Origin of the sequence: Bradyrhizobium iriomotense (genome assembly GCF_030160715.1) — a bacterium.
GTDB classification, from domain to species: domain Bacteria; phylum Pseudomonadota; class Alphaproteobacteria; order Rhizobiales; family Xanthobacteraceae; genus Bradyrhizobium; species Bradyrhizobium iriomotense.
Genome location: NZ_BSOW01000011.1, coordinates 188,567 through 209,193 on the forward strand (window position 1 = coordinate 188,567; position 20,627 = coordinate 209,193).

Consider the following 20,627-nt stretch of genomic DNA (forward strand, 5'->3'; position numbering starts at 1 on the left):
GCGTTTCCGGCAAGCTGTTTGAAAGCCAGAAAGAAAAGATGTGCTGCAAAGTATAGTCGTTGCGATCGTTCGAGCCTGCACCCGATTTGCCCCCCTCGTCGTCGTCGCCGGGCTCCTGCTGGCGGTCGGCGCGGGCTACTACACGGCGCGCCATTTCGCCATCAACACCGATATCAACTCGCTGATTGCGCAAAATCTCGACTGGCGGCAGCGCGACCAGGCTTTTGACCGCGCCTTCGATCGTGACGCCACCATTCTGGCCGTCGTTGAGGCGGCGACGCCCGAGATGACGACGGCTGCGGCCGACGCCCTCTACGCCAAGCTGAGGGACGACAAGACCAATTTCGTGTCGATGCAACAGCTCGGCACCGGCGAATTCTTCGAGAAGAACGGGCTGCTGTTCCTGCCGACCGAAGAGGTCGGCAAAATCACCGGCCAGTTCGAATCCGCAGCCCCCCTGATCGAGATCATGGCGGGCGATCCCTCGATCCGCGGCCTGACCGGCGCGCTGGAGACGGGGCTTGCCGGCGTCAAGCGGGGCCAGGTGAAGCTCGACAACACCGAGCGCCCTTTCAATCTGATCGCGCAGACGGTCGAGACAGTCCTGGGCAAGGGCAACGCGATCTTCTCGTGGCGTGAGCTCGTCAGCGACAAGCCGCTGACCGACTCGGACAAGCGCGCCTTCATCGAGTTCAAGCCGGTCCTCGACTACAACGCGCTCGAGCCCGGCAAGGGCGCGACCGACGCGATCCGGAAAGCCGCGGCCGATTTGGATTTCCCGACCAAATTCCAGGCGCGGGTGCGCCTGACCGGTCCGGTCCCGATCGCCAACGAGGAATACGCCACGGTGCAGGAAGGCGCCGTCGTCAACGGTGTCGGCACCGTCATCGTGGTTCTGGTCATCCTGTGGCTCGCGCTGCATTCGGCGAAGATCATCTTCGCCGTCTTCGTGAACCTCTTCATCGGGCTTGCGCTCACGACGGCCGCGGGCCTGATGATGGTCGGCTCGCTCAACCTGCTGTCGATCGCCTTCGCCGTGCTGTTCGTCGGTCTCGGCGTCGATTTCGGCATCCAGTACAGCGTGCGCTACCGCTCGGAGCGCTACAAGGTCGATGATCTCACTGCTGCGCTGGTGCTGGCGGCGAAGCGCTCGGCGATCCCGCTGTCACTCGCGGCGATGGCGACCGCGGCGGGCTTCCTCTGCTTCATGCCGACCGACTACAAAGGCATTTCCGAGCTCGGCCAGATCGCCGGCGTCGGCATGCTGGTGGCGTTCCTCTCCTCGATCACCGTGCTGCCTGCGCTCTTGAAGCTGCTCAACCCGCCCGGCGAGAAGGAGCCGGTCGGCTACGCCTTCCTGGCGCCGCTCGATCACTTCCTGGAGAAGCATCGCGTGCTGATCGTGGGCGGCACGCTGTTGCTCGCCGTCGGCGGCATGCCGCTGCTCTATTACATGAAGTTCGACTTCAACCCGATGAACCTGCGCAACCCCAGGGCGGAGTCGATCGCGACCTTCCTTGACTTGCGCAAGGATCCGAACACCGGCGCGAACGCCATCAACGTGCTGACCAATTCGGAAGAGCAGGCGAGGCAGATCGAGGCAAGGCTCGAGAAGCTCCCGGAGGTGCTGCGGGTGATGTCGCTCGACAGCTTCGTGCCTGAGGATCAGGCGCCGAAGCTGAAGCTGATCGCGCAGGGCGCCAAGGTGATCAATCCCGCGCTCAATCCGGACCAGGTCGACGCTGCGCCGTCGGACCAGGAAAATGTCGACGCGCTCAAATCCTCGGTCGAGGCCTTGCGCAGGACCGCAGGCAACGAGAAGGGACCTGGCTCGGTCGCCTCGCGGCGGCTTGCGGACGCGCTCGAGAAGCTCGCCAACGCGGACGAGGCGACCCGCAACAAGGCACAGGACGTCTTCATTACGCCGATGAAGATCGTGTTCGATCAGCTCAGGAGCGCGATGCAGGCCGAGCCGGTCACGCTGAAGTCGCTGCCCCCTGATCTGGTCAATGCCTGGAAGAGCAAGGACGGCGTGATCCGTGTCGAGGCGCTGCCGCGCGGCGATCCCAACGACAACGACACCTTGCGCAGGTTCGCCGCGGCCGTGCTCGCGGCGGAGCCGATGGCGATCGGTGGTCCGGTATCGATCTTGAAATCGGGTGATACTGTCGTGCGCGCCTTCATCTTGGCCGGCGTCTATGCGCTGGTCGTCATCAGCCTGCTGTTGTGGATCACCTTGCGGCGATTCACCGACGTGCTGATGACGCTGGTGCCGCTCCTGGTTGCGGGCGCGGTGACGCTCGAGATCTGCGTGTTGATCGGATTGCCGCTCAACTTCGCCAATATCGTCGCCTTTCCGTTGCTGCTCGGCGTCGGCGTCGCCTTCAAGATCTACTATGTCGTGGCCTGGCGCTCCGGCAGGACAAATCTGCTGCAGACCAGCCTGACGCGTGCGATCTTTTTCAGCGCGCTGACGACGGCCACCGCGTTCGGCAGCCTGTGGCTGTCGAGCCATCCCGGCACGTCCAGCATGGGCAAGCTGCTCGCGCTGTCGCTGGTGACGACGCTCGCCGCCGTGCTGCTGTTTCAGCCGGCCCTAATGGGCAAACCCCGCAATCTCAGGGAGTAAGCAGATGTCGCCGACGGGATCGGCGGCACCCTTCTGACCGGGTTTTGCGCTCGCACCTGTGCTCTTGGGAGCGGCAGGTACTGGCGTTGCGGCCGTCTTGGGCGCCGCGCCGGTGGTTTTCGGCGCGCCCTTGGCCATGCTGTTGGCGGGGCTCGACGGGATCGGCGGCCCGACCCGGGTCCAGGTCTCGCCGCCGCAGAGGAAGCCGAGCACGCAGCCCTTGATCTCGAGCTCGTCGGCGCCAGTGGGTGTGATGGTCGAGGCGTAAAGCTGGCCGTCCTTGGCGTTGTAGACTTGGCCCTCCCACTGGTCGGCGCCGGCCTTCTTCTTCATGTCGATCAGGATCGCCATGCCGAGGGTTGGCCTGCTCTTTTTTGAGACATCCGGGTTGTTCTCGTCGCGACCGCCGGGGGTCTTCTCCCAGGATACCGCGCCCCACATGCTGCCATTGCATTGTGCCACGCGGATATTGGCGACGCCGTCGGCAACCCGCCAGTCGCCAGTGGGGTCGGCGGCGAGCGCCGGCGTCAGGCAGGTGTAACCGCCAGCCAGTATTATTCCGGAGTAAAGGGCCAAACGCATGATAGTTCCTCGGCAGTGCAACATGATCTAAAGCTGTGCTTGCGAAGATGGTCCGAAAAAGGGCAAAAGGCCGCAACGACCGTTTTCTGTTGACGACACGACCATCAACCGAAGTATGTAGCGGATGCACACTCCAAATCCAGACATGGCTCGGCTCTTTGCTGACCGCGAGGCGCAACGCAGCTCCCTGCATACGCGTCACCTGAACGAGCAGTTCGTTCGGGTGCTCAAGACCATCGGTTATGATGTCGGCTTCCAGAAGGGGCAGGGGCAGTACCTCTACGACCGCGAGGGCGCGCGCTATCTCGACCTCTTGTCCGGCTTTGGTGTGTTCGCGATCGGCCGCAACCATCCGGTGATGCGCGAGGCGCTGAAGAGCGTGCTCGACGCCGATCTGCCCAATCTCGTTCAGTTCGACGTCTCGACGCTGGCCGGCGTGCTCGCCGAGCGGCTGCTCAAATACGTGCCCTATCTCGACAAGGCGTTCTTCGCCAATTCGGGTGCCGAGAGCGTCGAAGCGGCGATCAAGTTCGCGCGCGGTGCCACGGGGCGTCCAGGCATCGTCTATTGCGCCCACGCCTATCACGGCCTGACCTACGGCGCGTTGTCGCTGACGGGGGACTCGAACTTCCGCAGCGGCTTCGAGCCGCTGTTGCCCGGCTGCACCTCGATCCCGTTCAACGATCTCGCAGCGCTGGAAAAGGCGCTGTCCTCGCGCGAGGTCGCGGGCTTCATCGTCGAGCCGATCCAGGGCAAGGGCGTCAACATGCCCACCGACGAGTTCCTGCCGGGCGCGGCCGCGCTCTGCAAGAAATACGGCACGCTGTTCATCGCCGACGAGATTCAGACCGGCCTGGGTCGCACCGGCCGCTTCCTCGCGGTCGAGCACTGGAATGTCGAGCCCGACATGGTGCTGCTGTCGAAGTCGCTCTCGGGCGGCCACGTGCCGGTCGGCGCGGTGCTGACGCGGAAAAGCATCTTCGACAAGATCTTCAACCAGATGGACCGTGCGGTAGTGCACGGCTCGACCTTCTCCAAGAACGACCTCGCGATGGCCGCCGGCATCGCCACGCTCGATGTCATGGAGTCGGAAAAGCTGATCGAGGCTGCCGCCAAGCGCGGCGCCGAGCTCCGCCTTGCGCTGACGCGCATGGTGCCGGGCTACGAGCTGATGAAGGAAGTGCGCGGCAAGGGCCTCATGATCGGCGTCGAGTTCGGCCCGCCGAAATCGCTGCGGCTCCGCGCCTCCTGGAACGTGCTGGAGACGGCCAACAAGGGGCTGTTCTGCCAGCTCATCACCGTGCCGCTGTTCAAGGATCACAAGATCCTGACGCAAGTCGCCGGCCACGGCAGCCACACCATCAAGCTGCTGCCGCCGCTCACCATCACCGAGGAAGACTGCAACTGGATCGAGAAGGCTTTCGACGAGGTCATCGCCGGCAGCCACAAGGTCCCCGGTGCGATCTGGTCGCTGGGCAAGACGCTGGTGGACAACGCGGTGAGAAGGTCGGCGTAGGCTGACGGGGCAATCTCGTCTTACCTCACGGATCTATCGCCCTTGCGCGAGCAGCACCCACGAGGTCGTCCTGGCGAAGGCCACACCATCAACCGCGTGATTTCTCGATAGAACTTCGCTGCCGGTACCGCCCAGAGAACCAAATCCTGTGGTTGGGTCCTGGCTTTCGCCAGGACGACTTTGGGAACGCGTTGTGCCTTCTTCGCCGCGCTCGCAATGACGGTGTTGAGGTAGCTACCCCTCCACATTCGCCTTCATCGCCGTCTCGAACTTGTCGACGAACTCGGCGAGTTCGTCGGCGCCGATATCGCTGACCGCCCAGAAGTTCAGGCCGCGATCGCCCCAGCGGCGGCAGTTGAAGCCTTGCATGGTCTGGGTCTTCGGCGGGCGGTGCTCGGCGCTTGCGGTCTGCGACACGAACAGGTTGATGATGTGCTGCCGGCGCCGGTAGACCACCGCGCCGATCGCGCGGGCGTCGATATAGTCGAGCCGGCCGCCGACCAGCGTGAAGCCTTGCGCGGTCAGGTCGATCACGGGCGGGGCGACGTCGAGTTTGCCGTTGAACCACGGCTTGACCGTGTGCTGGTCGGTGGAGACGACGTCGGTCAGATGGCCGGCCTGAAGCGAGCGCAGATGGGCCGAGACGACCTCGGACAGGATGCGCTGCTGGTCGTCCTGGCGCAGCACGATGGCGACGAGCCCGGTGGCGGCGAGCGCGGAGACCGCAGAGCCCATCGCAAAGCCGCGCAGCACCGCGCGGCGGCTCTGCAGGCGCGGCTGTGGCAGCGAGGCCTCGATGCGGGCACGCAAGGTGCTGGGTGCGGTGTAACGCAGGCTCGCGTCAGCGAGCACGCGCTTCATCTCGCGCTGCGCGGCGAGCTCGGCCGCGCAAGCCGGGCAGGTGGCGATGTGCGCCTCGACCTCGCGCACGTGGCCGGCATCGAGCTCGCCGTCGATCAGTGCGTGAAGCAGAAGCCTTGCCTCGTCGCAGGTCATTTCGGTTGCTCCTCTTCCGCCATCCAGGCTGCGCGCAGCATGGCGCGGGCCCGGGCAAGGCGGGACATCACGGTGCCGATCGGCGCGCCGACCGCATCGGAGATTTCGCGATAGGACAGGTTGTTGATCTCCCGCAGCACAAAGGTTTCCTTGAATGGCTCGGCCAAGGCCTCGATGAGTTTTCGGATCGCCGTCGCGTCGCGCTTGCGCAGCACGTCGGTTTCGGGGGTTGCTTCGGCCTCGCGCCAGATCGGCGGCTGCTCGGCCGCTTCCGGCGTGTCTTCGATCGGGACGTGCGAATGCGCGCGCCGCGCATATTCGGCATTGCAGACGTTGCGCAGGATGGCGAACAGCCACGGCTTCATCGCCGGGCCGCGATAGCTGTCGAAATGCTTGAGGGCGCGCAAATAACACTCCTGCACGGCGTCCTCAGCATCCGAGGCGTCGCGCAGCAGGTAGCGCGCGAGCGTGTAGACGTCGTCCAGATATGGCAGCGCCGCTTCGCGAAAGCGCCGCGCCTTGTCGGGATCGTCGCTGCTGGAGGACATCGCCGCTCGCTTTGCCTTGTCGCCAGTGTCGGCTTTCGACGCGCGTGCCCGGCCAGCGTCAACCCACTGGCCGGGCAGGATGGTGATGCCTTGGTTTGAGCCGTTACTCAACCTTGATCAACCCGGTCATGTGCGGGTGCAGCGAACAAAAATATTTGTAATCGCCGGCCGCTGTAAAGGTGAACGAGAATTGGTTGTCTGTGTCGAGCGTCTTGGAGCGGAATTTGCCGGCCGATACGATGGTGTGGGGGATGTCGTCGCGGTTGGTCCAGGTGACGGTCGTTCCGACCTTTACGGTGAGCTCGGCCGGCTGGAAGGTGAAATTGTCGATATGCACCTCCATGTCGTCGGCACGGGCATGGGTGACGGGCAGCAGCATGGCCGCGGCCACGGCGACACCGAAGTCGCGGCGATTGAGAGTCTTCATGGTCAGCTTCCGTTCAACCCTGGAGCGGCGTGTCGATGATCGCGAGCGGCTGGTTGCCCTGCTTGAAGTTGATGCTGGCGACCCCGAGCATCGAGCGGAGCTTGGCGTCCTCGACCTTCATCGGCCCCGGTGAAGGGGCAGCTCCGGGCGCAGGCTGCGGGAAGGCGGTGGAGCGCGCGGTGTGGAAGGTGACGTTGCCCTCGACCTTCTGCATCACCTGGTGGATGTGGCCGTTCAGCACGGTGACCGAGCCGAAGCCCTTGACGTATTCGAGCGCGCGGGCGCCGTCCTCGGTGCCCCAGCCCCATTGCGGATAGACGGTCCAGAGCGGGATGTGGGCAAACAGCACGACCGGCGTGGACTTCGACTTGCCGCGCAGATCGTCCTCCAGCCATGCGAGCTGCTCGGCGCCGAGGTTGCCGAGCCCGCCGGCCTTGAGGTCGACGACGTTGACGAGGCCGATGAAGTGGACGCCGCCCGCGTCGAACGAATACCAGCCCTGGCCCTTTGTACCGCGGCCGTAGCGATCGCGATAGAACTTCACTTCCTCGTCGAGGAAATCATGCTCGCCCGGCACGTAGTGCACGTCGAGCTTGGTCTGCGAGATGATGCGCTCGGCATTGTCGAACTCGGCGGCCTTCGAGAGGTGCGTGATGTCGCCGGTGTGGATCATGAAGGATGGTTTGGCCGGCATGGCGTTGATCTTGTTGACCGCCTCCTCCAGCGTGCCCAGCGCGTTTGGGTTGGCCGGCTTGTCGAAGCCGACATGGCTGTCGCTGATCTGAAGGAAAGTCATGCCGGGCGCTTCGGCGGCCTGCACGGAATCGACGATCCCGAGCGAGCGCGGCACGCCGCCCGTGATGGTCCAGAGCACCCCGGTTCCGGCCCAGGTCATGCATTCGAGCACCTTGCGGCGGTTGACGCCGTCGTCCCCGTGGTCGTGTCCGCTCATCGCGCCTCTCCTTGCGCCCGGAATTGGGCTTCGGGGGAGGTGATCGGAGGAGGGGCGGGTTTATTCCTGGATGGGATGACGATTTCGTGAGTTGGCCCCGGCTAAGTAGCCTTTAGGTCAGCCACCCAAATGCACGGCGCAAGAATGCGGACGCGTCGGTCTCGACCGGCGTTCCGTGCGCCATGAGCACCCTTTCGACGGGCCACGCGAGAACGCGTTCGAGAGCGGCTCGGGCCCGGCGACGGTCAATAAAGGCAATCCGAAACTTGCGTGGCACCGACGGCTCAGGCCCGATCATGAGATCCAGCTTTGCAACGGCGGATCGCCATCCGGAGAGCAAGTGGGGCGGAATTTGCTGCAGCAGATCGGTGAAGAGTACGGTCCCGCTACTGGCGTGGAAGAACACCACTTCCGTCGTGATCAGGTTGCCGCGTACCAGGACTTGATCGATTTCGCCGGTCCAATCGCTGTTCGGTATATCGCCGAGATCGGCATCGAAGCTGATATGGGGGCGCCTCTTTCGCAGGCCCGGAGGCGCGTAGAGCTTGGCACCGGCATAGACGCGCTTCCACTCGGGAAGAAAGAGATGGTGAAGTGAATTGGGTGCAACGATGTGGCGGACTTCGCCAAAGGCCTCGATTGTTTCCCGCAGAGTTTCGGTGAGCTTCGTTGGCGACCAGATAAGGAGATTTCGTCCCGACAGCCTGATGACCGCCATTCGCGTGGGATAATCAAATCCGGCGACCGCGACGTTTGGGCCGTCTGCGATCCAAATATCTCGACCGAATTCTCTCAGCATTCCTATTTCGCGGCCTCCAAAATCATCGCCGCGCCCTTCTCGGCGATCATCGCGGTTGGGGTATTGGTGTTGCCTGATGTGATCGTCGGCATGATCGAGGCGTCGACGATGCGAAGGCCAGCGAGGCCAAAGAAGCGCAGGCGTTCGTCGACGACCGCCATCGGATCGCTCGCCGTGCCCATCTTCGCGGTGCCGACGGGATGGAAGATGGTGGTGCCGATATCGCCGGCGGCTTTGGCGAGCGAGGCATCGTCGTCGCCGACGGTGGGGCCGGGCAGATATTCGCTCGGATGATATTCTGCCAGCGCCTTCTGCTGCATCAGGCGGCGCGTGGTGCGGATGGCGTCGGCGGCGACCTGGCGGTCGTCGTCGGTCGACAGGTAATTCGGCGCGATGATCGGCTTCTCGTCCGGCGTCGCTGCGCGCAGCCGCACGGTGCCGCGCGAGGTCGGCTGGAGATTGCAGGCGCTGACCGTGATGGCGGGGAAGCGGTGCAGCGGATCGCCGAACTTGTCGAGCGAGAGCGGCTGCACGTGGAATTGGATGTTGGCGCGCGCGCGCGTCGCGTCGGAACGGGTAAAGATGCCGAGTTGCGACGGCGCCATGGTCAACGGACCGCGGCGGCGGAACGCATAGTCGAGCCCCATCAGACCGCGGCGGAACAGATTGTAGTAGGTTTCGTTCAGCGTGCGGACACCCTCGACCTTGTAGATCGCGCGCTGTTGCAGATGGTCCTGCAAATTGCGTCCCACGCCGGGCCGGTCTATCACGATGTCGATGCCGAGCGGCGACAGCCAGTCGGCAGGCCCGATGCCGGTGCGATGCAGGATCTGGATCGAGCCGATCGCGCCAGCCGATAGGATCACCTCGCGCCTCGCGCGCGCCTCGATAGTCTCGCCGTTCTGGATGAAGCGTACGCCGACGGCGCGGCCCTGCTCGATGATGAGGCGGTCGACCAGCACGTGCTTCTCGAGCCGCAGATTGGGTCGCTTCAGCGCGGGTTTGAGGAAGCCGCGCGCCGACGACCAGCGCCGGCCGCGCTTCTGGTTGACGTGGAAATAGCTCGTGCCTTCATTGTCGCCGGTGTTGAAATCCGGGATGCGCTTGATGCCCATCTCTTCCGCAGCGTCGCCGACCGCATCGAGAATGGTCCAGGACAGTCGCGGCGCCTCGATGCGCCAGCCGCCACCGACACCGTGATGCTCGCTCGGCCCAAGAAAGTGATCCTCCAGTCGTTTGAATAGCGGCCGCACGTCGTCATAGTCCCAACCGGTGAGCCCGAGTTGGCGCCAATGGTCGTAATCCGCGGCTTGTCCCCGCATCGAGATCATGGCGTTGATCGCCGAGCAGCCGCCGATCACTTTGCCGCGGGGATAGGCGAGCGCGCGGCCGTTCAGCCCGGGCTCGGCCTCGGTCTTGAACATCCAGTCCGAGCGCGGATTGCCAATGGCGAAGAGATAGCCGACCGGAATGTGGAACCAGATCCAGTTGTCGTCGCCGCCTGCCTCCAGTACGAGGACGCGGTTCTTCGGATCGGCCGAGAGCCGGTTGGCGACGATGCAGCCCGCAGTGCCGGCTCCGACGACGATATAATCAAAGTCACCCTCAAGCCGCCTTGGCATTCTGCTTCCGCCCGATCGTCCTATTGCGCTTCCGGTCCTATTAGTCGGACGTGGATGGCCAAGACAAGCCGGCGACGAGTCCGCCATGACGACTGGTAGGGCCACCTCGATTAGGTGGACCGCCGCTTGCATGGTAGACAGTCCTGTATTCCCAACTGAAAGCTTGAGATCCTCCATGCCCATCGTGAACCGTGTCGCCGACCTTCAACCTGACATCCAGGCCTGGCGGCGGGACATCCATCAGCACCCGGAACTGCTGTATGACGTCCACCGCACCGCAGCATTCGTCGCGGATCGCCTGCGCGAGTTCGGCTGCGATGAGGTGGTGACCGGCCTCGGACAGACCGGCGTGGTCGGGCTGATCAAGGGCAAGAACCCGGCGGGCGAGGGCATCAAGACCATTGGGCTGCGCGCCGACATGGACGCGCTGCCGATCGAGGAGCAGACCAACCTGCCTTACGCCTCGAAGAATCCGGGCAAGATGCACGCCTGCGGCCATGACGGCCACACCGCGATGCTGCTAGGGGCGGCCCGCTATCTCGCCGAGACCCGCAATTTCGCCGGCGATGCCGTCGTGATCTTCCAGCCGGCCGAGGAGGGTGGCGCCGGCGGCGCGGCCATGGTCAAGGACGGGCTGATGGAGCGTTTTGCCATCGACCAGGTCTACGGCATGCACAACGGTCCCGGCATTCCGATCGGCTCGTTCGCGATCCGGCAGGGGCCGATCATGGCGGCGACCGACGAGGTCGACATCAAGATCGAGGGCCTCGGCGGCCACGCCGCGCGCCCTCATAAGTGCATCGATTCCGTTCTGGTCGGCGCGCAGGTGATCACGGCGCTGCAGTCGATCGTCGCGCGCAGCATCGATCCACTTGAGTCGGCCGTGATCTCGATCTGCGAATTCCACGCCGGCAACGCCCGCAACGTCATTCCGCAGACGGCGGAGTTGAAGGGCACGATCCGCACTCTGACGCCGGAGGTGCGGGCCCTCGTCGAGAAGCGCGTGCGCGAAGTGGTGGCGGGCGTGGCGCAGATCACCGGCGCCAAGATTGACCTGCACTACAAGCGCAATTATCCGGTGGTCAACAATCACGCCGCGCAGACCGAGGTTGCGAGGAAGGTGGCGAAACAAGTCGCGGGCGATGCCAATGTGCACGAGATGCCGCCGCTGATGGGCGGCGAGGATTTTGCCTACATGCTGGAAGCGCGCCCCGGCGCCTTCATCTTCTGCGGCAACGGCGACAGCGCGGGGCTGCATCATCCCGCATATAATTTCAACGACGAGGCGATCGTCTACGGCACGTCCTACTGGATCAAGCTCGTGGAGAGCTCTTTGGCGGCGTCGTAAGTACGCAAAGCCCGGTCTAAATGAAAAAGGGCCCACGCGATGCGCGGGCCCTTTGTCGTTGAGTGCCGCTCGCTCAGAAGATCCGCGAGAAGAAGTAGTACAGCGCGCCGGAGATGATCATCGCGGCCGGCAGCGTCAGCACCCAGGCCATCGCGATGTTGCGGATCGTCGCCCATTGCAGACCGGAGCCGTTGGCGGCCATGGTGCCGGCAATGCCTGATGACAGCACGTGCGTGGTCGAGACCGGTAGGCCGTAGACGTCGGCGGCCGCGATGGTGGCAGCCGCGGTGACCTCGGCGCAGGCACCCTGCGCATAGGTGAGGTGCGTCTTGCCGATCTTCTCGCCAACCGTGACGACGATGCGCTTCCAGCCGACCATGGTGCCCAGCCCAAGCGCGATGGCGACCGCGATCTTCACCCAGCCCGGGATGAACTTCGTGGCGCTGTCGAGCGAGCCCTTGTAGGCGTTGAGCACTGCGACGTCGCTGGCGCTGAGTTCGACTTCCTTGTCCTTCATCAGGAAGCGGAGCGCTTCCGAGACGAGGTACATGTCGTTGCGGGTGTTGCCGACGGCTTCCGCCGGTACCTTCGCGAGCGAGCCGTAGGTGGTGACCTGCTTGGCGATCTCGCGCACGAGCACGGCGAGCGACGGGAACGTGCCGCCGTTGACCTCGCGTTGCGCGACATAGTTGGTCACCGCGGGACGCGGATTGCCGATCACGTTGTAGCCGGCAGCCTTGGCCTCGATCACCCTGCTCGCGGCCTCCGAGTTGGCGCTGAAAGCCTCGATCTGGCTCGCAGGCAGCGCGCGGTTGAGCGCATAGGCCGTCGGCACGGTGCCGATCAGGATCAGCATGATCAGGCCCATGCCCTTCTGGCCGTCATTGGAGCCATGGAAGAAGCTCACCAGCGTGCAGGTGAGGATCAGGATGCCGCGGATCCACCACGGCGGCGGCTGGTCGCCCTTCGGCTCGCCGAACAGAGCGGGCGTGGCGCGCAGCAACACGGCGCGCAGGCCCAGGAGCAGGATCGCGGCGAGCGCGAAGCCGAACAACGGCGACAGCAGCAGCGCCTTGCCGATATTGGTCGCCTGCGTCCAGTCGACGCCCGAGGTGCCGCTGCGGCCATGCAGGACCGCGTTCATGATGCCGACGCCCATGATCGAGCCGATCAGCGTGTGCGAGCTCGACGCCGGCAGGCCGAAATACCAGGTGCCGACGTTCCAGATGATCGCCGCGATCAACAGTGCGAACACCATGGCGAAGCCGGCGCTGGAGCCGACCTGGAGGATCAACTCCACCGGCAGCAGCGAGACGATGCCGAACGCGACCGCGCCCGAGGAGAGCAGCACGCCGAACAGGTTGAACATGCCGGACCACACCACGGCGACGTGGGCTGGCAGCGAGCGCGTGTAGATCACGGTTGCGACCGCATTGGCGGTATCGTGGAAACCGTTCACGAACTCGAAGCCGAGCGCGATCAAGAGCGCGACGAACAGCAGGAGAAAGGGTGCGAAAGTCTTGACCTGCGTGCCGGTCGCATCGACATCGACCCAGATGCTGTAGGCGACGAAGAGCAGCGCCGCGGCGATGATCCCCATGTAGATAATGCCGGTCAGCGGATGAAAACCGCGGTCGAGGTCGGGGCCTCTCCGCAAGGCCGGCTCGATGGAGCCGGGCAAAGCAAGGTCACTCATTGAAAATACTCCTGTCCCTGTGCCCCGATTTTGCGCGCGGCATGTGACAGGCAGTTGAAATGACGGCGCTTCTCCGCGGGTATCTGCTGCGGCGCAGTGTGTGCTACATCACGCGGCCCGTGCCGATTTTTCCCGGAATCCAGCCGCGATTTTCAGGTCGTCGACAAAACGCTGGTATTCCAACTCCTTGGCCTTGGGATCCGGCAGCCGCAGCAGATAGGACGGGTGCACCGTCACCAGCGCCTTGCGGCCGTCAGGCAGATCGATCAGCCGGCCACGGTTCTTGCCGATCGGGGTGATCTTGCCGAATACGCTTTGCGCGGCGGTCGCGCCCATCGCGACGACGAGGCTGGGTTGGAGGGCCGCCAGTTCCCGTTCATACCATTGCCGGCACGCGCGGATCTCCGGCGTGTTCGGCTTCTGGTGCAGGCGGATTTTTCCGCGCGGTACAAACTTGAAATGCTTCACCGCATTGGTGACGTAGACCTTCTTGCGATCGACGCCGGCCTCTTGCAGCGCTCGATCGAGCATCTGCCCGGCCGGTCCCACGAAGGGGTGGCCAGCAAGGTCTTCCTTGTCGCCGGGCTGTTCGCCGACCAGCATGATGGTGGCGGACTTCGGGCCCTCGCCGAACACGGTCTGCGTCGCATCCTTGTAGAGAGGGCAGGCGCGGCAATGGGCGGCTTCCTCGCGCAGCGTCTCGAGATCATCGGCGGCGGATTTGCGTGGCATGGGTGCCTCCGGATGCGGGGTGATCCGTCCGCCGGTCCAGCGTTCGGCGTCAGTGAGCAGAGGTTCAAGTATCGAGGCTTCCGGGAGGTTCCTCCCGCGCTTTTGGGGCGCTTCCGGTGCGATCGGCCGATCCGCCTGAAAGTGGCGGCGCCAGGTTTCCTCCAATCGGTTCGGTGCGGGCATCTCCGTCTGGCTGATCCCCGCCGTGAACGAGATCACGTGGCCGTCCCAATGGGCGCAGATGTCGGGCGTGAGGATCGACCATGGCATGTCGGCATAGCGGCGCGCGAAGAAAGATGCGGCGAATTCGACGATGTGATGCTCCGGCACGAACCAGGCGGCGTAATGAGCCTTCTGCTCGCGTCCGATCTCGCGGAAACGGACGACATCGCGCATCCGCTGTACGTCACGATGCACGCTGCTTGCCATCGCGGTGGCCAGCGTCACATCGGGATCGGTCATCTCTGCCAATAGGTCGTGATCGGCCTTCAGCCGCCACAACAGGCGATAGAGCAGCGCAAAGCGTTTGCCGTCGCGATGGAGGATCGCGACGCGCGCAAGCTCGATGAAATTGGCCGGCACGTTGAAGGTGCTTTCGATCTCGAGTGGCGGCAGGCTCGGCGCTTCGGAGAGGCCGGGCGGCATTTGATCCTTGGTCTGGCCTTGCACGCCCCACGTCACGTCCACGGGGGCAATGTGATGCAGTGCCAGCGCGCGTGCGGCTTTGCGCCAGCCGTCGAAATCAGTCTCGCTGTCGAGGGTGATGAGGTACATGACACTTGAATCCTCTTGATTCCGCTCATGAATCCGCGGGCGCGCCAATTCGATTGACTCCGGCGGGGCTGTTAGCTTTATATTAGAACATATCATGAACAAATGAGCCAGCTGGTGGTTTTCTTTTTGAGAGCCTCGGCGATCATCCCGAGAAGGAGCGGCGAGCAATGAGCGGCGCACGCGGAAGCGCGCTTGCGATTTTGCGCGGCCAGATCGAGCGCATCGAGACGTCGGAGGCCGCGCATCGTCGCGATCGCGTGGCGCTCGGCCACCCGGAAGCCGACCTTGCACTCCAAGGTGGCCTCGCGCGCGCGGCGATCCACGAAGTGTTTTGTGCTGGGCCTCAGGGCACGGCCGCGACGGGCTTTGTCACGGGTCTCGCCGGCCGCGTGACCGCGCGCCGGCCGCTGCTGTGGGTGCGGCAGGATTTTTCGGATGTCGAGGCGGGTGCGCTGTCGATGAGCGGGCTTGCCGAGCTCGGTCTCGATCCGCGCCGCGTGGTGATGGTGCGTGCTGCCGATGTCGAGAGCGCGCTGCGGACGTCAGCCGATGCGCTTGCCTGCGATGCGCTGGGCGCCGTCGTGCTCGAGCTCTGGGGCGAGACGAAACAGTTCGATCTCGTGGCGAGCCGCAAGCTGACGCTTGCAGCCCAGGCTTCCGGTGTGACCGGGCTGCTGCTGCGGATGGCGGCAAACCCTCTGCCGTCGACCGCGGAAACCAGATGGATGTTGCGGGCGGCGCATTCGCCGCCGGGACCCGCTTCAATGCCTGCGGCGCTTTGGAGCGCCTGGGGCGCGCCTTGCTTCGATGCCGAGCTCGTTCGCAATCGCCATGGCCCGGTCGGCCGATGGATCATGGAATGGAAATGTGATGAGTGCCTGTTCAGCGAACCGTCGCCGTATCCTCAGCCTGTGGCTGCCGCGCCTGCCCATCGATCGCATCAAGCGGGTGTTCTCGGCGATCGGCGGAGAGCTAGCTAAAGATGAGCCGAGCATCGTCGTTGTGAAGGAAAGCAACGCGCTCGCGATCTACGCGCTCGATGAGGCGGCCGGCCGTTTCGGTCTGCATATCGGCCAGCCGCTCGCCAATGCCCGTGCGATTTGTCCGCAGCTAAAGGTGTTCGACGCCGATATCGCGGCGGATGCCAGGACGCTCGATGATATCGCCGACTGGTGCGACCGCTTCACGCCGCTGGTGGCGCTCGATCCGCCGCATGGCCTCTTCCTCGACATCACCGGCTGCGCGCATCTGTTCGGCGGCGAGGCAAACCTGTTGCAGGCGCTCGTCCGTACGCTGGCGCGGCAGGGTTTTGCGGTCAGCGCGGCGATCGCCTCGACCTCGATCTGCGCGCGCACGCTGACGCGGCAGGCCTCCGGCAGCATCGTTGCCGATGGCGCGGAGGCGGAAGCGATCAACCGCTTCCCGGTCTCCGCGCTCGGTGCCGATGACGCCATCACCACGGGCCTGCGCCGCGCCGGCCTGAAGACCATCGGCGATGTCGCTTTGCGCAGCCCCCATGAGATCACGGCGCGCTTCGGTGCGCGCTTCTCGACGCTGCTCGCGCATGCGCTGGGGCAGGGCGATGCGCCGATCAGCCCGCGAAAACCGCTGCCTGACTACATCGTGGAAAAACGCTTCGCCGAGCCGATCGCGACCGACACCATGATCGCGATGACGCTGTCGCGGCTCGCGGATACGCTTGTCACCTCCATGGAGAAGCAGGGCAAGGGCGCGCGGCGGCTGGAGGCTTCCTTCTTCCGCACCGACGGGGTGGTTCGCGCGATCATGGTCGAAACGGGACGCCCGGTGACGCGAAGCGCAGTCGTCGATCGTCTCTTTCGCGAGCGGCTGGATGCGCTCGCCGATCCCCTCGATCCCGGTTTCGGCTTCGACATGGTCCGTCTCTCGGCGAGCCGTACCGAGATCGTGGTGCAGGAGCAGCGCGATCTCGATGCGCACGTCCATGACAATGACGAACTCGCCGCGCTGATCGACCGCATCGCCGCGAGGATCGGAGGAAAACGCGTCGTCGTGCACCTGCCGCAGGATACGCATATCCCGGAGTGCGCCGTACTGGCTGCGTCCGCGCAGCATCATCTCGCCGCCGCCGTGCAGGCTGAATGGCCATCGCGCGTTGCGAGCGAGCCGCCGCTGCGCCCGTTGCGGCTGTTCGACAGACCGGAACCGATCAAGGTGCCGTTCGCGACCGTGCCTGACGGCGCGCCGCACCAATTCACCTGGCGCCGCGCGCTGCATGCGGTGGTGCGGGTGGAAGGGCCCGAGCGCATCGCGATGGAATGGTGGCGGCAGGACGGCAAGCAGCTCACGCGGGATTACTTTCGCGTCGAGGATGCCGAAGGCCTGCGGTTCTGGATCTTTCGCGATGGTCTCTACGACAGCGAGCTCGTCGACGAGGAGGGCAGGCCCGTTCCCGCCAACTGGTATGTGCATGGTCTCTTCGCATGAATACGCCAGCCTATGCCGAGATCGGCATCACCACCAACTTTTCCTTCCTGCGCGGCGGCTCGGATCCGCGCGCCTATGTGCATCAGGCCGGCATTTTGGGCATTCCCGCGATCGGGATTGCCGATCACAACACGCTTGCCGGCGTGGTGCGTGCCTACAAAGAACTCGACAATGCGGAGGTGCTGCACAAGCCAAAGCTCCTGATCGGCGCGCGCATCGTCTTCATCGACGGCACGCCCGACATCCTGGTCTATCCGCGCGACCGCGCCGCTTACGGCCGGCTGTGCCAGCTTCTCACCAGGGGCAAGCGCGGCGACGACATCACGCGGATCGAGAAGGGCGAGTGCCATCTCACCTTCAATGACCTCCTGGAATTCTCCGAAGGCCAGCTCCTGGTCCTGACGCTGCCGCATCGCTTTGACGCGGCGAAAGTGCTGGACGTTCTCGCACAACTGAAAGCGAGCTCTGCCTATGGCGTGTGGCTGGCGGCGAGCCTGCTCTATCGCGGCGACGACCGGCGCCGCCTCGCGCGGCTCGATGATCTCGCGGTGAAGGCAAAGGTGCCGCTGCTCGCGACCAACGAGGTGCTCTATCACCATCCTGCGCGCCGCCCCTTGCAGGACGTGCTGACCTGCATCCGGGAAAAAACCACGATCGAGGCGATCGGAAAGAAGCTGGAGGCCAATGCCGAACGCTTCCTGAAAACACCCCGGGAAATGGCGCGGCTGTTTCGCGATTTTCCGGCGGCGATCGCGGAGACCATGCGCTTTGCAGACGCAATCGACTTCTCGCTCGACCAGCTCAAATACCAATATCCGGACGAGCCGGTGCCGCCGGGCAAGACCGCGCAAGGGCATTTGGAAGACCTGACCTGGGCGGGCGTGCAGACTTATTTCGGCGGCAAGATCGACGACAAGCTCCGCGCCACCCTGCACAAGGAGCTCGCGCTGATCGCCGAGTTGAAATACGCGCATTATTTTCTCACCGTGCACGACATCGTCCACTATGCGCGCAGCCAGGACATTCTGTGCCAGGGTCGGGGCTCGGCGGCGAATTCGGCCGTGTGCTACGTGCTCGGCATCACCTCGGTCGATCCGACCAAGGTCGATCTGCTGTTCGAGCGCTTCATCTCCAAGGAGCGGCTGGAGCCGCCTGATATCGACGTCGATTTCGAACATTCGCGGCGTGAGGAGGTGATGCAATATGTCTATCGCCGCTACGGCCGCCATCGCGCCGCGATCATCGCCACCATCATCCACTACCGTCCACGCAGCGCCATCCGCGATGTCGGCAAGGCGCTCGGCCTGACGGAGGACGTCACCGCGGCGCTCGCCGATACCGTCTGGGGAAGCTGGGGCAAGGGCCTCAATGACATGCAGGTCAAGCAGGCCGGGCTTGATCCCGACAATCCCATGATCAGCCTCGCGGTCGAGCTTGCGACCGAGCTGATCGAATTCCCGCGTCATCTCTCGCAGCATGTCGGCGGCTATGTGCTGACCCAGGACCGGCTCGACACCTATGTGCCGATCGGCAATGCCGCGATGGACGACCGCACCTTCATCGAATGGGACAAGGACGACGTCGATGCACTCAACATGATGAAGGTCGACGTGCTGGCGCTGGGCATGCTGACCTGCATCCGCAAATGCTTTGACCTGATCGACAAGCACAAAGCTGAGCGGTGGGTTCTGGCGAGCGTCCCGCAGGACGATCCCAGGGTTTACGACATGCTGTGCCTCGGGGAATCGCTCGGCGTGTTCCAGGTCGAGAGCCGCGCGCAGATGAACATGCTGCCGCGCCTGAAGCCGCGGACCTTCTACGATCTCGTCATCGAGGTCGCGATCGTACGCCCGGGGCCGATCCAGGGCGACATGGTGCATCCCTACTTGCGGCGGCGAAACGGCCAGGAAAAAGTGAGCTATCCATCGCCGTCACCGGAGCACGGCGACAAGGACGAGCTCTATAAGGTGCTGCACAAGACGATGGGCGTGCCCCTGTTCCAGGAGCAGGCGATGCGGATCGCGATCGAGGCGGCAAAATTCACCTCCGAGGAGGCCAACGGCCTGCGCCGCTCGATGGCGACCTTCCGTAATGTCGGCACCATCGGCAAATACGAGGACAAACTGATCGGTAACATGGTCGCGCGCGGCTACGCCCTCGACTTCGCCCGAAGCTGTTTCGACCAGATCAAGGGGTTTGGCAGTTACGGCTTTCCGGAGAGCCATGCCGCGAGCTTCGCGCAGCTCGTCTACATCTCCTCCTGGCTGAAATATTATCATCCCGACGCATTTTGCTGCGGGCTTCTCAACTCCCAGCCGATGGGCTTTTACGCGCCGGCGCAAATCGTCGGCGATGCCCGCAAGAACGGCATCGAGGTACGCGAGATCGACGTGTCCTACAGCTTTGCGCAGAACACGCTGGAGAACACCGACGGAAAGTACTGCGCCGTGCGCTTGGGCTTCCGCCAGATCGACGGGTTTCATTGGCTTGACGAGGATGAGGAGGGGCTGAAGAAAGATCAGGCGAAGCGGTGCAACATTCAATACGTCAGTCAGGAAGACTGGGCCGACCGCATCGTCGCCGCGCGCAACCGCCGGCCCTTCACCTTGCTCGAAGACTTCGCCCGCGATACCGGTCTGCCCAAGCGTGCGCTGATCCTGCTGGCGGATGCCGATGCGTTCCGCTCGCTCGGGCTCGATCGCCGCGAGGCGCTGTGGCAGGTGCGGCGACTGCCCGACGACGTGCCGCTGCCGTTGTTCGAGGCGGCGACCGCGCGCGAGCAGCCGGACGAGCACGCCAAGCCGCTGCCGGTGATGCCGCGCCCGGAGCAGGTCGTCGCCGACTACCAGACCATCCGCCTGTCGCTGAAGGGCCATCCGATGGAGTTCTTGCGCGAGATGTTTACGCGCGAGCGCGTCGTCGCCTGCAAGGACGTCAGTCATGAGAACGAGCGGCGCCGCGTCCGCTGCGCCGGCGTGGTGCTGGTCCGGCAGCGGCCGGGCAGTGCCAGCGGCGTCGTGTTCATGACGCTGGAGGACGAAACCGGCATCGCCAATGTCGTGGTGTGGCCGAAGGTGATGGAGCAATACCGCAAGGAGGTGATGGGCGCGCGCCTCATCCTGGTCGAGGGCTACATCCAGAGCAGCCCCGAAAAGGTAACGCATCTCATCGCGCAGCGGATGGTCGACCGCTCATACGATCTGGTCGGACTTGCCAACGACGCGCTGAGCCGCAAGCACCCGGTGCCGAATGGATTTGCGCTCGTCGAACCACTCAACGACGACCGCCGCGACCACCTCGATGCGCCCGCGCAAAAAATCCGCCACCCCCGCGACGTCCGCATCCTGCCGCCGTCGCGGGATTTTCATTGAGCTGGTTCGCTGCGCTCGCAATGACGAGGCAGGCAATCGTGCGCCACATCTTCAGCCGTCATACCCCGCGAAGGCGGGGTATCCAGTACGCCGCGGCGTCTCCGTATCCCACGACCGCCTTTGGAATACTGGATCATCCGCTTTCGCGGATGATGACAGCGTGCAAAGG

The 20,627-nt window shown here is 64.3% G+C and carries 15 protein-coding genes; 6 read left to right on the forward strand and 9 right to left on the reverse strand.

The features are described from left to right. The first annotated feature begins 40 nt into the window (after positions 1 to 40). Complete coding sequence (gene hpnN, locus QQL28_RS17555; protein ID WP_284267311.1) at positions 41 to 2,629, forward strand: hopanoid transporter HpnN; 2,589 nt, start codon at positions 41 to 43, stop codon at positions 2,627 to 2,629. Here hpnN and QQL28_RS17560 read toward each other — a convergent pair. Further along, on the reverse strand, positions 2,597 to 3,211 hold the full coding sequence (locus QQL28_RS17560; protein WP_284267312.1) for a DUF2147 domain-containing protein: 615 nt from the start codon (positions 3,209 to 3,211) through the stop codon (positions 2,597 to 2,599). The two genes, hpnN and QQL28_RS17560, sit on opposite strands and share 33 nt — an antisense overlap. A 124-nt stretch (positions 3,212 to 3,335) precedes the next feature. Between QQL28_RS17560 and hpnO the strand changes: the two genes are divergently transcribed. Next, positions 3,336 to 4,727 (forward strand): aminobacteriohopanetriol synthase HpnO, encoded by a 1,392-nt coding sequence (gene hpnO / locus QQL28_RS17565; protein WP_284267313.1) that lies wholly within the window; start codon positions 3,336 to 3,338, stop codon positions 4,725 to 4,727. Positions 4,728 to 4,961: 234 nt separating this feature from the next. Here the strand turns inward: hpnO and QQL28_RS17570 are convergent, their stop codons facing one another. From QQL28_RS17570 to QQL28_RS17595, 6 genes are all read right to left on the reverse strand, one after another. Next, positions 4,962 to 5,723, reverse strand: a complete 762-nt coding sequence (locus QQL28_RS17570) for an anti-sigma factor family protein (RefSeq protein ID WP_284267314.1) — start codon at positions 5,721 to 5,723, stop codon at positions 4,962 to 4,964. After that, entirely contained in the window at positions 5,720 to 6,271 is a 552-nt protein-coding gene (locus QQL28_RS17575; RefSeq protein ID WP_284267315.1) for a sigma-70 family RNA polymerase sigma factor, read from the reverse strand. Before QQL28_RS17575 ends, QQL28_RS17570 begins: the two co-directional genes overlap by 4 nt. A 103-nt stretch (positions 6,272 to 6,374) precedes the next feature. Further along, positions 6,375 to 6,698 carry a cupredoxin domain-containing protein gene (locus QQL28_RS17580; RefSeq protein ID WP_284267316.1) on the reverse strand — a complete coding sequence of 108 codons (324 nt, stop codon included), beginning with the start codon at positions 6,696 to 6,698 and terminating at the stop codon, positions 6,375 to 6,377. Between the two features lie 13 nt (positions 6,699 to 6,711). Beyond that, positions 6,712 to 7,650, reverse strand: a complete 939-nt coding sequence (locus tag QQL28_RS17585) for a metallophosphoesterase family protein (RefSeq protein ID WP_284267317.1) — start codon at positions 7,648 to 7,650, stop codon at positions 6,712 to 6,714. Positions 7,651 to 7,762: 112 nt separating this feature from the next. Beyond that, on the reverse strand, positions 7,763 to 8,449 hold the full coding sequence (locus tag QQL28_RS17590) for a DUF4336 domain-containing protein (protein WP_284267318.1): 687 nt from the start codon (positions 8,447 to 8,449) through the stop codon (positions 7,763 to 7,765). A 2-nt stretch (positions 8,450 to 8,451) separates the two neighbouring features. Beyond that, positions 8,452 to 10,071: a GMC family oxidoreductase gene (locus QQL28_RS17595; protein WP_284267319.1), complete on the reverse strand. Its 1,620-nt coding sequence runs from the start codon at positions 10,069 to 10,071 to the stop codon at positions 8,452 to 8,454. A gap of 175 nt (positions 10,072 to 10,246) precedes the next feature. On the opposite strand from QQL28_RS17595, the gene QQL28_RS17600 reads away from it, so the two are divergent. Further along, entirely contained in the window at positions 10,247 to 11,419 is a 1,173-nt protein-coding gene (locus QQL28_RS17600) for a M20 aminoacylase family protein (protein ID WP_284267320.1), read from the forward strand. Positions 11,420 to 11,492: 73 nt separating this feature from the next. Here QQL28_RS17600 and QQL28_RS17605 read toward each other — a convergent pair whose 3' ends face one another. Then, entirely contained in the window at positions 11,493 to 13,115 is a 1,623-nt protein-coding gene (locus QQL28_RS17605) for an inorganic phosphate transporter (protein WP_284267321.1), read from the reverse strand. 108 nt (positions 13,116 to 13,223) lie between these two features. Beyond that, positions 13,224 to 14,621, reverse strand: coding sequence for a UdgX family uracil-DNA binding protein (locus QQL28_RS17610; protein ID WP_284267322.1), 1,398 nt, complete (start codon positions 14,619 to 14,621; stop codon positions 13,224 to 13,226). A gap of 167 nt (positions 14,622 to 14,788) precedes the next feature. On the opposite strand from QQL28_RS17610, the gene QQL28_RS17615 reads away from it, so the two are divergent. The 3 genes from QQL28_RS17615 to QQL28_RS17625 are packed head-to-tail and all read left to right on the forward strand — an operon-like array spanning position 14,789 to position 20,458. Then, positions 14,789 to 15,601 carry an ImuA family protein gene (locus tag QQL28_RS17615; RefSeq protein ID WP_284267323.1) on the forward strand — a complete coding sequence of 271 codons (813 nt, stop codon included), beginning with the start codon at positions 14,789 to 14,791 and terminating at the stop codon, positions 15,599 to 15,601. Further along, positions 15,492 to 17,087, forward strand: coding sequence for a Y-family DNA polymerase (locus QQL28_RS17620; RefSeq protein WP_284267324.1), 1,596 nt, complete (start codon positions 15,492 to 15,494; stop codon positions 17,085 to 17,087). Before QQL28_RS17615 ends, QQL28_RS17620 begins: the two co-directional genes overlap by 110 nt. Beyond that, entirely contained in the window at positions 17,084 to 20,458 is a 3,375-nt protein-coding gene (locus QQL28_RS17625) for an error-prone DNA polymerase (protein ID WP_284267325.1), read from the forward strand. The genes QQL28_RS17620 and QQL28_RS17625 overlap by 4 nt, the downstream gene beginning before the upstream one ends. Positions 20,459 to 20,627 lie beyond the last annotated feature (169 nt).

Coding starts and splice junctions, on each gene's coding strand:
- QQL28_RS17600 (WP_284267320.1), top strand. CDS start 10,247: ATGCCCATCGTGAACCGTGTCGCCGACCTTCAACCTGACATCCAGGCC.
- QQL28_RS17595 (WP_284267319.1), bottom strand. CDS start 10,071: ATGCCAAGGCGGCTTGAGGGTGACTTTGATTATATCGTCGTCGGAGCC.
- QQL28_RS17625 (WP_284267325.1), top strand. CDS start 17,084: ATGAATACGCCAGCCTATGCCGAGATCGGCATCACCACCAACTTTTCC.
- QQL28_RS17575 (WP_284267315.1), bottom strand. CDS start 6,271: ATGTCCTCCAGCAGCGACGATCCCGACAAGGCGCGGCGCTTTCGCGAA.
- QQL28_RS17610 (WP_284267322.1), bottom strand. CDS start 14,621: ATGTACCTCATCACCCTCGACAGCGAGACTGATTTCGACGGCTGGCGC.
- QQL28_RS17615 (WP_284267323.1), top strand. CDS start 14,789: ATGAGCGGCGCACGCGGAAGCGCGCTTGCGATTTTGCGCGGCCAGATC.
- QQL28_RS17605 (WP_284267321.1), bottom strand. CDS start 13,115: ATGAGTGACCTTGCTTTGCCCGGCTCCATCGAGCCGGCCTTGCGGAGA.
- hpnO (WP_284267313.1), top strand. CDS start 3,336: ATGCACACTCCAAATCCAGACATGGCTCGGCTCTTTGCTGACCGCGAG.
- QQL28_RS17590 (WP_284267318.1), bottom strand. CDS start 8,449: ATGCTGAGAGAATTCGGTCGAGATATTTGGATCGCAGACGGCCCAAAC.
- QQL28_RS17570 (WP_284267314.1), bottom strand. CDS start 5,723: ATGACCTGCGACGAGGCAAGGCTTCTGCTTCACGCACTGATCGACGGC.
- QQL28_RS17620 (WP_284267324.1), top strand. CDS start 15,492: ATGAGTGCCTGTTCAGCGAACCGTCGCCGTATCCTCAGCCTGTGGCTG.
- QQL28_RS17585 (WP_284267317.1), bottom strand. CDS start 7,650: ATGAGCGGACACGACCACGGGGACGACGGCGTCAACCGCCGCAAGGTG.
- QQL28_RS17580 (WP_284267316.1), bottom strand. CDS start 6,698: ATGAAGACTCTCAATCGCCGCGACTTCGGTGTCGCCGTGGCCGCGGCC.
- QQL28_RS17560 (WP_284267312.1), bottom strand. CDS start 3,211: ATGCGTTTGGCCCTTTACTCCGGAATAATACTGGCTGGCGGTTACACC.